The organism is Lelliottia nimipressuralis (assembly GCF_004402045.1).
Taxonomy (GTDB): domain Bacteria; phylum Pseudomonadota; class Gammaproteobacteria; order Enterobacterales; family Enterobacteriaceae; genus Enterobacter; species Enterobacter chinensis.
In genome coordinates this window covers 618,008-635,488 of the sequence record NZ_SOMG01000030.1, presented here as the reverse complement: position 1 = coordinate 635,488, position 17,481 = coordinate 618,008, and the positions used below count along the sequence as shown (strand labels likewise).

The following is a 17,481-nucleotide window of genomic DNA, read 5'->3' as shown; positions in this document are numbered from 1 at the left end:
TTGCCCTCAGGCTAAAACGGGCTGCGAGTATAACAGAGGCTTATGTATTGCGTCAGGCACTGAGACGAAAACGCGAAACGGCCTGCAATAAAAGATCGGATTGCTTTTGCAGACGTTCCGAGGCCTCCGAGGCGTCAGAGACCAGCCTGTCGGTCTGGCGGGAGACCTGATTCAACGCCTGAAGCTGGCGCGTCATCTGATGAATACTTTCCCCCTGGCTGAGCGTGGCGGTGGAGATCTCATTCAGCAAACTGCTTAAATTGCCCACCAGACCGGTAACCTGCTGCAAATTCTCTTCCATCAGGTTTACGGCGCGGGAGCCGTCCTCAATGCCCTGCAAGGAGCGGTTGATCAGCTCCTGAATGGTCTGCGTCGAGTGGCTGCTCTTTCTGGCCAACAGCCCGACTTCCCGGGCGACGACGGCAAAGCCGCGTCCCTGGTTTCCGGCATGGGCGGCCTCAATGGCGGCGTTCAGCGCCAGGATGTTCGTCTGAAACGCCACGCTGTCGATCATCGCCACGATCCCGCGCATCTCTGAGGATCGGTCGACGATCGCCTGCATCGACGCATTCACGGTAGACATCATCTGGTCGCCGCCCACGGCAGCCTGACGCGCTTCATCCGCTCGCGAGCTGGCGAGCCGGGCATAGCCGGTATTCCCTTCCACATGGGTTTCCAGCGTCGCGATATGCGCCGTCACGTCCTCAAGCTCTTTCGCCTGGCGTGCCGACTGCTGATACAGCTTCTGGTTACCCTGCGCCAGGGAGCCAATGTTCTCCACCATGGTGGCTGTCGCATGGCTAACCTGCGTCACCAGCTGCTGCAGGCCGTGCTGCATAGTGTCAATGCTGTCGCTAAGCTGCCCGACTTCCCGGTTAAAGCGCATGACATCCGGCTGCGTGCCGGAGAGATCCCCTGCCGCCAGCTGATTAATATGCGCAATCAACCGGCGCAGCGGCGTAATCACCCATCTGGACATGCCAAACCAGACGGCAACGGCGATGGCCAGCAGCAGCACCGGCGCAAACAGAAACAACGTTTGCAGCCCGGAGAGCTGCGCCATCAGGCTCTGACGCCCCTGCATAGCCTGCTTCTCGCTTGCCTGCTGATAGCGCGCATAGTTGTCGTTAAAATCAGTCTGAAAAGCCTGAGACGGTACGGCAAAAAAAGCGTCGATGGTGTTGGTTTTAATCAGCCCTTCCGCCTGCTCCTCGATCGCGCCGTAGAAAAGCTGATAGCTGTTCACCAGAGCATCGTCTTTCGGCGGGTTCAGCGCCAGCCAGGCCTTCCACGCCTGCTGAGAAACCGTCAGCGCCTTTTGCGCCTCATCCATCAGGCTGTGCCAGCTTCCGTCGGAGCCGGTCTCTTTATCCTGCATAAACCAGACGCCGGAGCGGTTAAGCAGATCGCTTGCGGCCAGCAGAGACACACGGGCCAGATCCAGCTTGCTCTGCTGCTGCCAGGCCAGCAGATTGTGCTGCTCGTTGCGCTGGGCTTCGTTCAGGGAGGCGTTAAGCAGGAATGACGAGGAGAGCTGCAGCGCGGAGAAAAGGCCAATAATACAAAAGATACCCGTCAGCAGGCCAAATTGACGAGGGGTAAGACGCTGCGCAATACGGCGAAAAATTTGCGTTAGGTTCATGATTTTCTTCATTAACAATGCGTTAGACGCGTGGGAGTCTACGAAATGAAAATGACAGAACCATTGCAGAGAAATGACAACGGCCCTCGAGATGAGGGCCGAAAAAATTACACGCGATCCTTCCACACCGTCTGCACGTTGCAGAACTCGTGCAGCCCAAAGTGGGAAAGCTCGCGGCCAAAACCGCTTTTCTTCACGCCACCGAAGGCCACGCGTGCATCGCTGGCGCTAAAGCCGTTGATAAACACGCCGCCGCACTCCAGTTCGCGGGAGAATTTATCCGCAAGCGCTGCGTCAGCGGTAAAGACGGTGGCAGACAGGCCAAAGTCGCTGTCGTTTGCAAGCGTCAGGGCGTGCTCTGCGTCTTTCGCGACCGTAATGGCCGCGACCGGACCAAACAGTTCCTGGCGGAACGCCGTCATCGACGGGGTGACGTTCGACAGTACGGTTGGCGCGTAGTAATTGCCCTCTCCGCTGATCTTCTCCCCGCCCAGCAGCAGCGTTGCCCCTTCTGCCAGAGTGACCTGCACCTGCTGATGCAGTTCATCGCGCAGGTCAAAACGCGCCATCGGGCCAATAAAGTTCTCTTCCCGATCCGGTGCGCCGAGCTTCAGCGCAGAAACAGCCTCGACAAATCGTTGGGTAAAGGACTCCGCGATACCCTCCTCCACAATGAAGCGTTTTGCCGCGGCGCATACCTGCCCGGTATTCTGGTAGCGCCCCGCCACCGCAGCCTTCACGGCAAGATCGAGGTCGGCATCGTTGAGAACGATAAACGGATCGGAGCCACCCAGTTCAAGCACGCATTTTTTCAGCGCAGCCCCGGCCTGAGCGCCAATCGCCGCACCGGCACGCACGCTGCCGGTGACGGTCACCGCCGCAATACGGCTATCGTTAATTGCCTGGCTGACGCCGTCATTAGTGGCATTAACCCAGCCGAAAACGCCGGCTGGAATACCGGCGTCAGCCGCTATCTGCGCAATCAGTTCGGCCGAACCGAGCACGTTTGGTGCATGTTTGAGCAGATAACTGTTTCCCGCCAGCAGGATGGGCACCGCCCCGCGCAGCACCTGCCAGAGCGGGAAGTTCCACGGCATCACCGCGAGAATCGGCCCCAGAGGACGGTATTCAATCACCGCATTGTGGTTTTCCACCAGCGTGGGTTCCGCGCGCAGCATCGCCGGGCCGTGCTCGGCATACCAGTCGCACAGCGCGGCGGATTTTGCCACTTCCGCCCGCGCCTGCAGGATGGGTTTTCCCATTTCTCGGGAGATCGTCTGCGCCATCTCTTCAGCGCGGTTTCGCAGCGCTGCGCCGAGATCGCGCAGCTTTTGCGCCCGGTGGGAAACGCTTTCGCGCCGCCACTGGCGATACCCCGCGTCGGACTGCGAAATGGCGCGCTCAACGTCGGCAGGCGTTGCCCACGGATACGCGGCGAGGGTTTCACCCGTTGCCGGGTTAACAGAGAGGGCATGTGTAGCAGATGAATAAGTCATGTTGTTCTCCACGTATTTCGGTTGATTGATTGTGGCCCACTCTGCTATTTCTTAAAAATGAATAATACTAACCACCTTGTTCACGAAACGAGAATACTATGGACCTAACCCAGCTTGAAATGTTTAACGCCGTCGCGCAGACGGGCAGCATCACCCAGGCGGCGCAGAAGGTGCATCGCGTGCCGTCCAATCTGACGACCCGCATCCGCCAGCTGGAAGCTGACCTGGGCGTTGAGCTGTTTATTCGGGAGAACCAGCGTTTGCGTTTATCCCCCGCCGGGCATAACTTCCTGCGCTACAGCAGGCAGATCCTGGCGCTGGTGGATGAAGCGCGCATGGTCGTGGCGGGCGATGAGCCGCAGGGGTTATTTGCCCTCGGCGCGCTGGAGAGCACCGCCGCGGTGCGCATCCCCGAAACGCTGGCGCTGTTTAACCAGCGCTATCCGCGCATTCAGTTTGCCCTTTCTACCGGGCCATCCGGGACGATGATTGACGGCGTGCTGGAGGGAACCTTAAGCGCCGCCTTTGTTGACGGGCCTCTGTCGCACCCGGAGCTGGAGGGTATGCCGGTCTACCGGGAAGAGATGATGCTGGTCACGCCTGCCGGTCAGGCGGAAATCTCACGCGCCACGCAGGTCAGCGGCAGCGACGTTTACGCCTTTCGCGCAAACTGTTCGTACCGTCGACATCTGGAGAGCTGGTTTCATGCGGACAGAGCCACGCCCGGCCGCATTCATGAGATGGAGTCCTATCACGGCATGCTCGCCTGCGTCATCGCGGGTGCGGGCATCGCACTGATGCCGCGCTCAATGCTGGAGAGTATGCCGGGACACCATCAGGTTGAATCCTGGCCGCTGGCGGAAAACTGGCGCTGGCTCACCACCTGGCTGGTGTGGCGCCGTGGGGCGATGACCCGCCAGCTGGAAGCCTTTATAGCGCTGCTAAACGAACGTCTTCAACCAGCGCCTTCTCCATAAACAGGCTGAGCGGATCGTCAACGTACGGGGCAAACGCCGGGCGCATTTCGTATCCGCACTGTTCGTAAAGACGAACCGCGGCGCGCTGTTTGATGCCCGTCTCCAGCCGTACCGTATGGCAATGACGGCTCAGGGCCTCATCTTCCAGGGCGGCCAGCAGCGTTTCGCCGAGATGTTGCCCCCGATGAGCCGGGTCGATATAGACCCGCTTCATCTCCCCCGTTCCGTCGCCGTTGAGCACAATGGCCCCACAGCCGACCGCCTGAAGCTGCTGGTCGCGAATGACCATCAGGATAAGCGAGGCTTCCGGCAGCGCAGCCAGGTCGAGCAGATGATTGCTTTCGGCGGGATAGAGCTCGCTCTGGTAGCGGTCAAGCGCCGCGATCAGTTTGAGAATGTCCGGGTGACGTGCAGATTCAGAGGTAATGGAATACATGGCAGGCTCCTTGCTTTTTTTTTGAGACTAAATTTGAACATAGCGCAGGCCTGCCGGGGTGCTTCATAGTATTAACTTATGTCATGACGCCAGCGTCAGCGGGATATCCAGCTCCCGAAGCTGCGCCTGCGTCGTCTCATCCAGTCTGCTGTCGGTGACAATATCCGTGAGCGAATTAAGATGCGCCACGTTAAACAACGACCAGGCACCGTACTTGGAGCTGTCCGCCAGCAGCACGCGACGTTTTGCATTGGCAAGTAAATCACGCTTCAGCGCGGCCTTCTCTTCCGTTGGCGACGTTATGCCGCGGGTGATATCCCATCCGTTACAGCTGACAAAAGCCACGTCCGGCCACACGTTTTGTAGCAAGCGACGCCCGTGTTCACCGATGCAGGACTGGCTCGAATCATCGATACGTCCGCCGATAATCGTCACCTCAATCTGGCGGAACTCCGAGAGAAACAGCGCGATGTGCAGGTCGCTGGTGATGACGCGAAGCGGCAGATGCGTCAGCTGACGCGCGAGTTCAATCATCGTGGTACCGGCATCGAGCACAATGGCGTCACCTGCTTTAACAAAGCTCGCGGCCGCGCTGGCGATAGCGTGCTTTTCCGCCAGGCTGCGCTGCTTTTTTTCATGCGTCGTGGGCTGGGAAGGAATAAACCGGTTGAGAGTGACCCCGCCATGGGTACGGCTGATCACCCCTTCCTGATCGAGCTTGATCAAATCCCGACGAATCGTCGCTGGCGAGGCATCGGTAATCGCCACCAGCTGATCCACCGTCACCAGATTGTGCCCTTTCAGGTAATCCATTATCTGCTCTAACCGGTTATATCCCTTCATATCATTCCCGTGTGATTTGCATAGCCAACTGAATAGACACCGTCATGCTCTCAGACTTGGCTTTACCGGTCCATGCAATATCGAACGCGGTTCCGTGGTCTGCTGAGGTACGGATAAACGGCAAGCCGGCGGTGATATTCACCCCGTCGTAAAAGCCGAGTAATTTTAGCGGAATATGCCCCTGATCGTGATACATCGCAACGACCATGTCATACATTCCTTCGTGACATTGCATAAATACCGTATCCGGCGGACACGGTCCGGTGACGTTTAACCCCTGCGCTTTCATCGCCTTAACGGCCGGGCCGACAATCTTGATCTCTTCATCACCAAACAGGCCGTTCTCCCCCGCATGCGGGTTGACGCCGGCAACGGCAATGCGAGGATGCTCGAACCCGACGCGTTTCAGGAAGCTATCCGCAATGCCAATCACGGTTTTTACCCGATCCTGATTGAGCGTATCAAGGAATTTGCGCAGCGCAATGTGGGTGGTGATGTGAATCACCTTAAGCTTATCGGTATACAGCACCATGGCGTAATCTTTGCTGTTGGTCAGGTGCGCCAGCAGCTCGGTATGCCCGGGATAAAGGTGACCGGCAAGGTGCAGTGCCTCTTTATTCAGCGGCGCCGTCGCGATAGCCTTCACCTTGCCCGCCATCGCCAGTTCGGTGGCACGCTTCACGCAGCGATAGGCCAGATCCCCTGCCGCAGCCTGCACGACGCCCGGCTTTAGTGCATCAGGATCCGCAAGCGGTTCGTCAAGCACGTTAATCACGCCCGGGGCAAAATGCGCGTCGCTCACCGCGTCGATAATACGCATATCCGCCTGCCCGGCGATCCCTTTCTCCAGCACCCGCTGCAGCGTTCTGGCGCAGCCCACCACCACGACAGGCGCCCCTGACAGCTCGCCCCCGGTGAGGGATTTGATAATGATTTCCGGGCCAATGCCGGCCGGGTCACCCATGGTTACAGCGATGATTTTAGTCACTCAGTCTCTCCTCGATAAAATGCAAAACCTCAAGCAGCGTCTCTTCCTTTCCGAAGCCCCCTGCTTTGGTCATTACCGGCCGCTGCCAGCTACAACCCAGAAATTGTCCGACCGGTACGCACTGTGCGATGCATCCGGTAATTTCAAACCCGCGGGCATCAAGTGCCCTGGCGACAGCCATCGCCACATCGCCTCCGGAGACGTACAGCGCGTCCGGCTCGTGCACCGCAAGCACCTGTCGGGTTAATTCGCCTAAAAACGTACAGATTTTTTCGCCCAGGCCTGCGCGGGTGACGTGATGCAGCTGACAGAGTTGCTCCACCTGATGTCGAGCCTCCTGGCCCGCGCAGGTATGCACAATGCAGTGATGGCCAGCCTGAAGCACCTGCGCAATCTGTTCGAGATACCCGTCCGCGTCGCCGCGCAGCGCGTCATTCACATTGATGAATACCGACGAGACGCCCGTCATACCTTTAGCCCGCGTAATTTGTTGTTGAGCGATCTCACTCATTGAGCCCACCACGGCAAGCAGCTGTTTGTGTCGGGCCGGGGCCAGATGACGGGCCAGCGCATCGCACAGCCCGGCCGAGCCCACCAGCAGCGGCGTCTGCGCGCAGCCCAGCGCGGCGGCGATAATGGCGTCCAGCTCCTCGTCGGTCTGTGAATCAACGATGAGCCACTCCGTTCCCTGCGCCAGTTCGGCTGTCAGCGTCCTCACGGTCACGTTTTTAACGCTCACGTCGGTAAACAGGTCAGCAATAGCGGCAGACGGGACGGGCGTTTTGGGATCGCTGGCAAATTCGGTTTCATTAACCGGAATGCCGTTTACCAGACACCTGCCGTGCCGCGTGATGCGCCCTGCCGCAGGATATGCCGGGGCAACAATCACCTGTCGCTTGCCGCTTAATGCCTTCAGGGCCTGTGACTCAGCCCCCGCGTTGCCGCGCAGCGTGGAATCCATCTTTTTGATGAGCCAGCGGGCATTTGCGATATCCGCCCCGAGAGCGGCCACCTTTTCCGCCGCCTGCGATGCCCGCAGCGCCCGGGAATCGGTATTGACGATCAGCGCATCGGTCGGCTGGGTAAAAGGCGTATGAAACGCCACGCTGACTTTTTTGCCGCACAGCGCCAGGCTGACGCCGGCATCGTTAGCGCCGGTAAAGTCATCTGCGACGACCACGACCTCTCTGTACAGATTGTTCACTTTCATCCCCACTCCGGGTTCGCCTTTCCTGTTAATGATTATATTCAATCATGATTGATTATATGTGAGCAAGATCAAGTTAATCAGTTTGCGAATAAATTATAAATTTAGCCACACGATGACCATGAAGCGTCTTATTTGAGCGAAATCAATCATGGGCACAGAGACAGGAGAAAAGTTTGGGTACGATCAACAGCACCATTATTAGCGGCGCGAATGCTATCGCCGCCATCAGGCCGTTACTGACTGATAAAACGCAGCTCTTGCTGGTGACGGACGGCAATATTGCGCGTCTGGAGGCGGCGAAGCAGATCCGCGCGATCCTCGAAGAGGACAACCGCCGCGTCACGATTATTGACACGGTGCCGCCTGAACCCTCCCACCATGATGTGAGCCAGCTGCTCGCCGGGTTAACGGGAACGTTTGGTCTGGTCGTCGGGCTCGGTGGGGGGAGCGTACTGGATGTAGCCAAACTGCTTTCGGTGCTTTGCCACCCGCAGTCACCGGGGCTGGACAGCCTGCTGGCGGGAACAAAACCCGTGGCGCGTATCTCCTCGTTGCTGATCCCGGCTACTGCCGGAACCGGTTCGGAAGCGACGCCGAATGCCATTCTGGCCATACCGGAGCAAAACACGAAAGTGGGCATTATCTCCCCCGTGCTGCTGCCCGATTACGTCGCCCTGCTGCCGGAGCTGACGACCAGCATGCCCGCGCACATTGCCTCATCCACCGGGATTGATGCCCTGTGCCATCTGATAGAGTGTTTCACCTCAACGGTCGCCAACCCGGTCAGCGATAACGCCGCGCTGATGGGCCTGTCTAAGCTGCTCAACAACATTGAAACGGCCTGCGCCGAACCGGGCAATCTGATGGCGAAGCTGGAGATGCTGTGGGCGTCTTACTACGGCGGGGTCGCCATTGCGCACGCCGGCACGCATCTGGTTCACGCCCTTTCCTATCCGCTCGGCGGCAAATATCACCTGCCGCACGGCGTCGCCAACGCCATTCTCCTGGCGCCCTGCATGCGCGTGGTTCGTCCCCACTGCGTGACGAAATTTGCGCAAGTCTGGAATTTGGTGCCCGGCGCGGAGACGACGCTATCAGACGAAGATAAATCCCACGCGCTGGTGGAATACTTTGCCGCGCTGGTGCGCAGGCTCAACCTGCCGGACAACCTGGAGACGCTGGGTGTCCCACGCGAGGACATCGCCGCACTGAGCGATGCGGCCCTTAACGTTAAACGGTTAATGAACAACGCCCCTTACCAGGTCAACCACGACGAGGTGCAGGCAATTTACCGGACGCTGTTCCCCCAACATTAATATCGAAGGAGTGAGAAATGCGTAACACAATCAGGGGCGTGCTGACGGCCATCGTGACCCCCTTTGACACGGAAGGCGCGCTGAATCTGTCGGGTCTTAAACGACAGCTCGAACGTCAGCTCAGCGCGGGCAACGGCATTTTCTGCGGCGGCACAAACGGCGAGTTCTTCGTGCTGAACGAAGAGGAAAAAATCGCCGTCACCCGTACCTGTGTGGAGGCGGTTGCCGGGCGCGCGCCGGTCGTGGCGCACATTGGGGAGATCTCAACCCGCGAAACCATCCGTCTGGGGAAACAGATCGCCATGCTGGGCGTCGATGCCGTTTCCGTCATTACCCCTTACTTCGTTCCGCTGAAACAGGCTGAACTTGTTGCACACTACACCGCTATCGCCGACGCGCTGGACGTGCCGGTATTTCTGTACAACATTCCGGCGCGTACCGGCAACACCATAGAGCCCGCGACCGTACGCACGCTGGCCGGGCATCCCAACATCATCGGTATTAAAGACAGCGCAGGAAGTTACGAGAGCCTGCGCGGATTCCTCAATGCGGTAAGCGACATTGACGGGTTCGACGTGCTGAACGGTCCGGATTCACTGATCCACCAGTGTTTCGTCGACGGCTGTTCGGCCTGTATTTCCGGGCTGGCGAACGTGGCGCCAGCGGCCATCAACGCCATCTGGTCACGCTTTAACGCGGGTGATATCGAAGGTTCCCGGCTGGCGCAGGAGAGCGTCACGCAGCTGCGCACAGATCTGTACAACGTGGCGTTTTCGCCTGCCGCCGTCAAAAAAGCGCTGCAGATTATGGGAGAAGAGGTCGGCGAAAGCCGCTATGCCGTGGCGTTTAACGATAAGCAGCTTGCAGAGATACGTCGAATAGTGACAACGTCACTGAACTAACCGGCGTTGGTTTCGTCCATAAGAATACCGGGTGCCTGAGGTGCCCAGGATTCACTCGCCCTGAAGAGAGGCAAAGATGAATAATTTTACCGCTGAAGATACCCTGATTATTGTGGGCATAGTCATTGCCTACATCCTGTTCACCACCTGGCTGACCTTCCGGATCCGCAGTAAAAACTCCGGGGACTTTATGGAAGGCTCCCGCGCGATGCCGGCGTTTATCGTCGGGATCCTGTTGATGTCCGAGTATATTGGCGCTAAATCCACCATCGGCACCGCGCAGGCGGCGTTTGAAGGCGGGTTTGCCGCGTCATGGTCCGTTATCGGGGCCGCGATTGGCTTCCCGCTCTTTGGCCTGTTGCTGGTAAAGCGCATATACAACACCGGGAAAATCACCATCTCGGGTGCGATTGCTGAAAAATACGGTAACAGCACCAAAAACATTATCTCCATCATCATGATTTACGCCCTTCTGCTGGTTAACGTGGGGAATTACGTTAGCGGCGCAGCGGCCATTTCCACGGTATTGAAAGTGAATCTTCCTGTTGCCGCTTTCATTACGGCCATTGTCAGTACCTTCTATTTTGCCTTTGGCGGCATGAAGGGCGTGGCCTGGGTTACGGTGCTGCACAGCGCGCTGAAATACTTCGGCATCCTCGCCATTATGGGCTTTGCGCTGTCGAAAACCGGCGGTTTTACGCCGATGATTGAAAACATGCCGGACTTCTACTGGACCTGGGATGGCAACATCGGCGCGACGACTATTTTCGCGTGGCTCATTGGCACCATCGGCTCCATATTCTGTACCCAGTTTGTCATTCAGGCGATTTCCTCCACCAAAGACGTGAAATCCGCTAAGCGTTCCACCTGGGTCGCCTTCTTCTTCTGCCTGCCGATTGCGCTGGCCATCGCGGTGATTGGCGTGGCGGCAAAATACCTGCACCCGGAGATCGACAGCCTCTATGCGATGCCGATTTTCCTGCAGGATATGAACCCGTGGCTGGCTGGCGTGGTGACCACCTCTCTGGTGGCGTCCATCTTCGTCAGCGTCAGTACCGTTGCGCTGGCCATCGCCTCCCTGGTGGTAAAAGACTTTTACGTGCCGATGCGCAACCCGACGCCCGAGCAGGAGTTTAAAGCCACCCGCTGGATCTCCCTGCTGATTGGCTTCCTGCCGCTGATTTTTGTTCTGCTGGTGCCTGAAGTACTGAAGCTCTCGTTCTTTACCCGCGCCATTCGCCTGTCGATTTCAGTGGTGGCCGTTATCGCGTTTTACGCCCCGTTCTTCCGCAGCACCCGCGGTGCCAATGCGGGCCTGATTGGTGCCTGCGTCGTGACCTCCGTCTGGTATCTGCTGGGCGATCCTTTCGGCATCAACAATATGTACGTCGCCCTGGTAACCCCAGCCGTCATCATGGCGATCGACCGTCTCATTCCTGGAAAAGCGCAGGGTAAAGCGCCAACCCCCGTTGAAAATAATGGAGTCTGATATGTCTGTAACCATAACCCGCGACGGGATTATTCGCCCGCAACAGGATGCTCACGTTAAGGCCGCCATGCTGCCTTCCTCTTGCCCACAAAACCACGCGGCGAATCTACTGCCGCTGCCGGACGGCTCGCTGATGTGCGTCTGGTTTGGGGGAACTCAGGAAGGCATTGCGGATATCTCCGTATGGGGTTCACGCCTGAAGCCGGGCAGCCAGCAGTGGAGCGATGCGGTAAAACTGTCGGACGATGCCACGCGTTCCGAACAAAACCCGGTTCTGTTCCTGGCCCCGGACAACGTGCTGTGGCTGCTGTGGACCGCGCAAATCTCGGGTAATCAGGACACGGCCATTGTGCGCTATCGCCAGTCCCGGGACCTGGGTAAAACCTGGGGGGACATCGCGACCCTGCTTGATAAACCGGGCACGTTTATCCGCCAGCCGATTGTTGTGCTGGACAACGGCAGCTGGCTGCTGCCGGTGTTTTACTGCCGCACGCGGCCGGGCGAGAAATGGGTCGGCAACGATGACATCAGCGCGGTAAAAATCTCCGGAGACGGCGGCAAAACGTGGCGCGATGTCGAGGTGCCGGACAGCCTGGGCTGCGTCCATATGAACATCACCCCGCTCAGTAACGGCACCCTGGTGGCGCTGTTCCGCAGCCGCTGGGCGGACAATATTTATTACAGCCAGTCAACCGATAACGGTGAAAGCTGGTCCGTACCGGAGCCCACGGAGTTACCCAATAACAACTCGTCTATCCAGGTGACCACGCTTGCGAGCGGTGAGCTGGCGCTTGTCTTTAACGCCATGAGCGCCGCCGGCGCGCGGGAACGTCGCGCCTCGCTATACGATGAAATTGACGATGGTGACGGTCGTAAAGAGCCGGTTGTCACCGACGGTCGGGCTGCCTTCTGGGGCGCACCGCGCGCCCCGATGACGGTCGCCATTTCGCCGGACGGCGGGAAAAGCTGGCCGTGGCAACGTCATCTGGACGAGGGGGATGGCTACTGTATGACCAACAACTCCCTGGAAAAGCTCAATCGCGAATTCTCCTATCCCAGCATCAAGCAGGGACCTGAAGGGGATCTGCATATCGCGTATACGTATTTCCGTCAGGCCATCAAATACGTGCGGGTGACGCCAGAATGGATCAAGGAGCCAGTATGATTATCGGACATCTCAACGCCCTGCCGCTGGCAGGGCTACCGCCCGCGCTGTACGCCCTGCTTTCGCGCCCTGACTGCACGCTTAAGGCGCTCAGCGAACGCGATGACGGGCGCTGGCAGCCAGACGATGCGCCATGGTTTTGCCACGTCGGCCCGGCGCAAACCCAGCCGCGCGCCGAGCGGCACACGGAGTATCATCATCAGTGGGCGGATATCCAAATCGTATTAGCCGGTGAAGAGCATATTTACGCTGGCGCGCTTCCCGCAGGCAGGCCGGGTGACGAAGAGCGTAAACCGGATCTCTTTATTGCTTCATCAGCCGGGCACAGCGTGAGGATCCGCCTGGCCGCAGGCGACTTTGCGGTCTTTTGTCCCGGTGAACCTCACCAGGCACTGTGCGCCGCAGAGGCACCGATGACCTTGCGCAAAGCGGTGTTTAAAATTCCGCGCGCGATGCTGGAGGTCTGACATGCGTCACGCCGTCGTCACCGGAGCCAGCTCCGGAATTGGTGAAGCTATCGTTAAGCGTTTGCTGGCGGAGGGCTGGCAGGTCACCGGGCTCAGCCGACGGGCCGTGATGCCGGATACCCCGGGCTTCACCTGCCTTCGTGTTGATATTACCGACCAGGGCGCGCTAAGCAACGCCCTGCACACCATCGCCACGCCCCGGGCGGTGATCCATGCCGCCGGGATGATGGCCGCCGCGCCGCTGGGCCAGCTGGAAAGCCGCGTTAGCGCGTCACTGTGGCAGCTCCACGTCCTGGCCTGTGAGGCGTTGTTTAACCATTTTGCGCCCGCAATGGCTCCGGGTGGACGGTTGGTGGCGATAGGCAGCAGAACCTCCCGCGGTGCAGCAGGACGATCGCAGTATGTTGCCAGCAAAGCGGCGATGGTGGGGATGGTCAGAAGCTGGGCGGCGGAACTGGCTCCGCGCGGGATAACCGCTAACGTGGTCGCGCCAGGCGCCACCCAAACGCCGATGCTCAGCGCGCCGGGGAGAGAAACTTCACCGCCCAAATGTCCGCCAATCGGGCGTCTCATCGCGCCAGAAGAGGTGGCGGGACTGGTGAATTTCTTGCTTAGCGACGACGCCGCCGCCATCACCGGCCAGGAGATGGTGATATGCGGCGGCGCCTCACTCAGCTAGCGCAGGAAGATACGCCCTTTCAGGTACAGGGTAGCCTGGCCGCCAATCAGCACCCGGTCGCCCTTCAGTTCGCAGCGCAGATCCCCGCCACGGTACGACACCTGGCGGGCGTTCAGTGATGTTTTACCCAGCTTTTCGCTCCAGTACGGGATCAGCATGCTGTGAGCGGATCCGGTGACCGGATCTTCCGGCACCCCTTCCCCCGGGCAGAAGAAGCGGCTGACGAAGTCATACTGGTCTCCCGGCGCCGTCACGCAGACCATTTTATCCAGCGGAAGCATCGCCCCAATATCCGGCGTTAACGCTTCCACCTGCTGCTGACTCTCCAGCACGACCATGTAATCGCGACCGGCGCGCACCTCTTTCGCCCCGGTAATGCCCAGCGCGCTAAACAGCACCTCTGGTGAGTTTTCGACGACTTCCGTCGACCACGCGGGGAAGTTCAGCGTCAGCCAGTCGCCGCTGCGTTTGACGGTCAGCTCGCCGACAAAGCGCGTGGTGAAGGTGATCTCGGTATGCGGATAATCAAGGTATTCGAAAATGACGTGTGATGCAGCCAGCGTAGCATGACCGCAGAGGTTAATTTCACCCAGCGTGGTAAACCAGCGCAGTTCATACCCACCGTCGGTGCGCACGAAAAAGGCGGTCTCCGACTGGTTATGCTGCTGCGCCATTTTGAGCAGCGTCTCGTCCGGCAACCACTCTTGCAGAGGACATACCGCTGCGGCGTTGCCGCCAAAGGTTTTGTCGCTGAAGGCATCCACCAGATAAAAATCAATTTCCTGCATTGTCTCTTCCTCTCTTGTTATGGCTATTTAGCGCAGAAAAACTGTGCCTTTCAGATAAAGTGTGGCCTGCCCGCCCATCAGCACGCGCGCTCCTTTCAGCTCACAGCGCACATCGCCGCCTCGCGCTGAAACCTGGCGGGCAAACATCGTCGTTTTGCCCAGCTTTTCGCTCCAGTACGGGATCAGCATCGTGTGTGCGGAGCCGGTGACCGGGTCTTCCGGGACGGATACCCCCGGGGAGAAAAAGCGGCTGACAAAATCGTATTCATCCTCACCCCGCGCCGTAACGCTCACTTTATGTTCGCCTGGCGTCATCGCCGAAATGTCTGGCGTGAGGGCTTCAACCTGCTGGCGATTGTCCAGAACAATCAGCCAGGCGCGCCCTTTACGGGCTTCAACGTAGCGGCTGATGCCCAACGCCGAGAGCATCTCCGGCGGGGGCGTCTCTTCCTGGGTAGGGCATGCCGGGAAGTCCAGCGTCATCCACTCTCCTTCCCGGCTGACCGTCAGGCGGCCAGACGCGGTATCAAAGTGGATCCGCGAATCAGGGTAATCCAGTTCAGTAAACAGGACGTGCGCCGCCGCGAGCGTAGCATGACCGCAGAGATTGACTTCGGTCAGCGTGGTAAACCAGCGTAGCTCAATGCCGCCTTTACTGCAGACGAAAAAGGCCGTCTCTGACTGGTTATGCTGCTGCGCCAGTTTCAGTAAGGTCTCATCGGGTAACCACGCTTTCAGCGGACAAACGGCGGCAGGGTTGCCTCCAAATGATGTATCGCTGAACGCATTGACCAGATAAAAATCAATCTCCTGCATTGTCTTACCGCCTGTTTTTATTGTGTTGTTCTTTTATATTCAATGAAAACAGCGTTCCCGGCTACCGCTTTCATAAGGTAAATATTGAGATCTGCATCACATAATGGTTGAGTTTTCGCCGTTCGACGTTTTAAGATCGTCTCCTCTTCTTTTCAGCAACGAATCTCCGACATCCCTATGACAACGAACACAGTTTCCCGCAAGGTTGCGTGGCTACGCGTGGTCACGCTGGCCATTGCCGCGTTTATTTTTAACACCACAGAATTTGTTCCGGTTGGGCTGTTGTCTGACATCGCTGAAAGTTTCCAGATGGAAACGGCTCAGGTGGGCATTATGTTGACCATCTACGCCTGGGTGGTGGCGCTGATGTCCTTGCCGTTTATGCTGCTGACCAGCCAGATAGAGCGGCGCAAGCTGCTGATCGGTCTGTTCGTGCTGTTCATTGCCAGCCATGTCCTGTCGTTTATGGCGTGGAATTTTACGGTGCTGGTCATTAGCCGCGTCGGTATTGCCTTTGCCCATGCGGTGTTCTGGTCGATCACCGCGTCGCTGGCTATTCGCCTGGCGCCAGCGGGTAAACGCGCTCAGGCGCTGAGCCTGCTGGCCACCGGCACCGCGCTGGCGATGGTGCTGGGTCTGCCGATTGGCCGCATCGTGGGGCAATACTTCGGCTGGCGTACCACCTTCTTCGCCATCGGCATGGGCGCGCTGATTACCCTGGTGTGCCTGATAAAACTGCTGCCCGCGCTGCCCAGCGAGCATTCCGGCTCGCTGAAAAGCCTGCCGCTGCTGATGCGCCGCCCTGCGCTGCTGAGCATCTACCTGCTGACCGCCATCGTGGTGACGGCCCATTACACGGCGTACAGCTACATTGAACCGTTTGTGCAGGTTGTGGCAGGCTTTAGCGCGAACTTTGCCACCGTTTTACTGCTGATCCTCGGCGGAGCGGGCATAATTGGCAGCGTGCTGTTTGGTAAGCTGGGTAACCGGCATGCCTCCCTGCTGGTGAGCAGCGCCATCGGCCTGCTGCTGGCCTGCCTGCTGCTGCTGATGCCCGCCGCGGGCAGCGAGAGCCATCTGGCGATCCTCAGCCTGTTCTGGGGCGTGGCGATCATGGTTATTGGCCTGGGCATGCAGGTGAAAGTGCTGGCTCTGGCACCGGATGCGACGGACGTGGCGATGTCGCTGTTTTCCGGGATTTTCAATCTGGGTATTGGCGCGGGGGCGCTGGTGGGAAATCAGGTCAGCCTGCACGTGTCGATGTCGGCGATTGGCTATCTGGGTGCCATTCCGGCACTGGTGGCACTTATCTGGTCAGTGCTCATCTTCCGTAAATGGCCGGTGGCGCTGGAGGAACAGGGGCAGCATGGGTGAGCCTTCTTGCCGGGTGGCGGCTTCGCCTTACCCGGCCTACAAAACCCGTAGGCCCGTGCAAGCGAAGCGCCGCCGGGCAAGACATCAGTGATAGGTCTTAATAATTTCCAGCACGCCGTTAATAATAAACTGCACGCCCATACAGACCAGCAAGAAGCCCATCAGACGGGAAATCGCCTCGATACCGCCCTTGCCTACCCAGCGCATAATGGCGCCGGAGCTGCGCAGTGACGCCCACACGATAACCCCGATAATCGCAAAAATCAGCGGCGGTGCAACCGTCAGCACCCAGTCAGGGAAGGTTGCGCTGTCGCGCACCGTCGACGCGGAGCTGATGATCATCGCAATGGTACCCGGCCCCGCCGTGCTCGGCATGGCAATCGGCACAAACGCAATATTCGCACTCGGTTCGGTTTCCAGCTCTTCGGATTTGCTAACCGCCTCCGGCGACTCATGGGCCTTTTGCGCCGGGAACAGCATGCGGAAACCGATAAAGGCCACAATCAGCCCCCCGGCGATACGCAGGCCAGGGATGGAAATCCCAAAGGTGTTCATCACCACCTGTCCGGCATAGTAGGCCACCATCATGATGGCAAACACATACACCGAGGCCATCATCGACTGATGGTTGCGCTCGGCGCTGTTCATATTCCCTGCCAGCCCGAGGAACAGCGCCACCGTCGTTAACGGGTTAGCCAACGGCAGCAAGACCACCAGCCCAAGGCTGATTGCTTTTATTAAATCCAACATAGTGCGTTGTTGTCCTTATCCATATTTAACACAGCAATTATAGGGTGAAAGTGTGACATTCAGCCATGGGCGCAACGTAACGATTATTTTCCTCCAGAAATGATAACTGACAGTTATCTATCTGATTTGAAAGACCTCAAAAA

At 58.5% G+C, this 17,481-nt stretch carries 17 protein-coding genes; 8 read left to right on the top strand and 9 right to left on the bottom strand.

Going from position 1 to position 17,481, the window contains the following annotated elements; all coding sequences use genetic code 11:
- Nucleotides 1-52: 52 nt before the first annotated feature.
- The gene (locus tag E3U32_RS20690; protein WP_134350291.1) at nucleotides 53-1,642 is read right to left on the bottom strand and encodes a methyl-accepting chemotaxis protein; all 1,590 of its coding nucleotides are present in this window, start codon (nucleotides 1,640-1,642) and stop codon (nucleotides 53-55) included.
- Nucleotides 1,643-1,749: 107 nt separating this feature from the next.
- On the bottom strand, nucleotides 1,750-3,138 hold the full coding sequence (sad, locus tag E3U32_RS20685; protein ID WP_134350290.1) for a succinate-semialdehyde dehydrogenase: 1,389 nt from the start codon (nucleotides 3,136-3,138) through the stop codon (nucleotides 1,750-1,752).
- A 98-nt stretch (nucleotides 3,139-3,236) separates the two neighbouring features.
- Between sad and ptrR the strand changes: the two genes are divergently transcribed.
- Nucleotides 3,237-4,115: a putrescine utilization regulator PtrR gene (ptrR, locus tag E3U32_RS20680; RefSeq protein WP_134350289.1), complete on the top strand. Its 879-nt coding sequence runs from the start codon at nucleotides 3,237-3,239 to the stop codon at nucleotides 4,113-4,115.
- On the opposite strand, the gene E3U32_RS20675 is transcribed toward ptrR, so the two are convergent.
- The 4 genes from E3U32_RS20675 to dtnK form a co-directional block, all read right to left on the bottom strand.
- A complete protein-coding gene (locus E3U32_RS20675) occupies nucleotides 4,069-4,551 on the bottom strand; it encodes a GNAT family N-acetyltransferase (protein WP_134350288.1) in 483 nt (160 codons plus the stop codon). The genes ptrR and E3U32_RS20675 overlap by 47 nt on opposite strands.
- Nucleotides 4,552-4,632: 81 nt before the next feature.
- A complete protein-coding gene (locus E3U32_RS20670; RefSeq protein ID WP_134350287.1) occupies nucleotides 4,633-5,394 on the bottom strand; it encodes a DeoR/GlpR family DNA-binding transcription regulator in 762 nt (253 codons plus the stop codon).
- Between the two features lies 1 nt (nucleotide 5,395).
- Nucleotides 5,396-6,382: a D-threonate 4-phosphate dehydrogenase gene (locus E3U32_RS20665; protein WP_134350286.1), complete on the bottom strand. Its 987-nt coding sequence runs from the start codon at nucleotides 6,380-6,382 to the stop codon at nucleotides 5,396-5,398.
- Nucleotides 6,375-7,592, bottom strand: coding sequence for a D-threonate kinase (gene dtnK, locus E3U32_RS20660; protein ID WP_134350285.1), 1,218 nt, complete (start codon nucleotides 7,590-7,592; stop codon nucleotides 6,375-6,377). The genes E3U32_RS20665 and dtnK overlap by 8 nt, the downstream gene beginning before the upstream one ends.
- A 173-nt stretch (nucleotides 7,593-7,765) precedes the next feature.
- Between dtnK and E3U32_RS20655 the strand changes: the two genes are divergently transcribed.
- From E3U32_RS20655 to E3U32_RS20630, 6 genes are all read left to right on the top strand, one after another.
- Nucleotides 7,766-8,908: an iron-containing alcohol dehydrogenase gene (locus E3U32_RS20655; protein ID WP_134350284.1), complete on the top strand. Its 1,143-nt coding sequence runs from the start codon at nucleotides 7,766-7,768 to the stop codon at nucleotides 8,906-8,908.
- Between the two features lie 17 nt (nucleotides 8,909-8,925).
- Nucleotides 8,926-9,810: a dihydrodipicolinate synthase family protein gene (locus E3U32_RS20650; RefSeq protein WP_134350283.1), complete on the top strand. Its 885-nt coding sequence runs from the start codon at nucleotides 8,926-8,928 to the stop codon at nucleotides 9,808-9,810.
- A gap of 76 nt (nucleotides 9,811-9,886) precedes the next feature.
- Nucleotides 9,887-11,299, top strand: coding sequence for a sodium:solute symporter family protein (locus E3U32_RS20645; RefSeq protein WP_134350282.1), 1,413 nt, complete (start codon nucleotides 9,887-9,889; stop codon nucleotides 11,297-11,299).
- 1 nt (nucleotide 11,300) lies between these two features.
- Nucleotides 11,301-12,464: a sialidase family protein gene (locus E3U32_RS20640; RefSeq protein WP_134350281.1), complete on the top strand. Its 1,164-nt coding sequence runs from the start codon at nucleotides 11,301-11,303 to the stop codon at nucleotides 12,462-12,464.
- Nucleotides 12,461-12,931 (top strand): YhcH/YjgK/YiaL family protein, encoded by a 471-nt coding sequence (locus E3U32_RS20635; RefSeq protein ID WP_134350280.1) that lies wholly within the window; start codon nucleotides 12,461-12,463, stop codon nucleotides 12,929-12,931. Before E3U32_RS20640 ends, E3U32_RS20635 begins: the two co-directional genes overlap by 4 nt.
- 1 nt (nucleotide 12,932) lies before the next feature.
- Nucleotides 12,933-13,610, top strand: a complete 678-nt coding sequence (locus E3U32_RS20630; RefSeq protein WP_134350279.1) for an SDR family NAD(P)-dependent oxidoreductase — start codon at nucleotides 12,933-12,935, stop codon at nucleotides 13,608-13,610.
- Here the strand turns inward: E3U32_RS20630 and E3U32_RS20625 are convergent.
- Both E3U32_RS20625 and E3U32_RS20620 read right to left on the bottom strand, forming a co-directional pair.
- On the bottom strand, nucleotides 13,607-14,398 hold the full coding sequence (locus E3U32_RS20625; protein ID WP_134350278.1) for a PhzF family phenazine biosynthesis protein: 792 nt from the start codon (nucleotides 14,396-14,398) through the stop codon (nucleotides 13,607-13,609). The genes E3U32_RS20630 and E3U32_RS20625 overlap by 4 nt on opposite strands.
- A gap of 27 nt (nucleotides 14,399-14,425) precedes the next feature.
- Nucleotides 14,426-15,214 (bottom strand): PhzF family phenazine biosynthesis protein, encoded by a 789-nt coding sequence (locus tag E3U32_RS20620; protein ID WP_134350277.1) that lies wholly within the window; start codon nucleotides 15,212-15,214, stop codon nucleotides 14,426-14,428.
- A 177-nt stretch (nucleotides 15,215-15,391) separates the two neighbouring features.
- Here E3U32_RS20620 and E3U32_RS20615 point away from each other — a divergent pair, with 177 nt between their 5' ends.
- Nucleotides 15,392-16,588 carry a sugar transporter gene (locus E3U32_RS20615; RefSeq protein ID WP_134350276.1) on the top strand — a complete coding sequence of 399 codons (1,197 nt, stop codon included), beginning with the start codon at nucleotides 15,392-15,394 and terminating at the stop codon, nucleotides 16,586-16,588.
- 84 nt (nucleotides 16,589-16,672) lie between these two features.
- On the opposite strand, the gene E3U32_RS20610 is transcribed toward E3U32_RS20615, so the two are convergent.
- A complete protein-coding gene (locus E3U32_RS20610) occupies nucleotides 16,673-17,338 on the bottom strand; it encodes a MarC family NAAT transporter (RefSeq protein ID WP_134350275.1) in 666 nt (221 codons plus the stop codon).
- Nucleotides 17,339-17,481 lie beyond the last annotated feature (143 nt).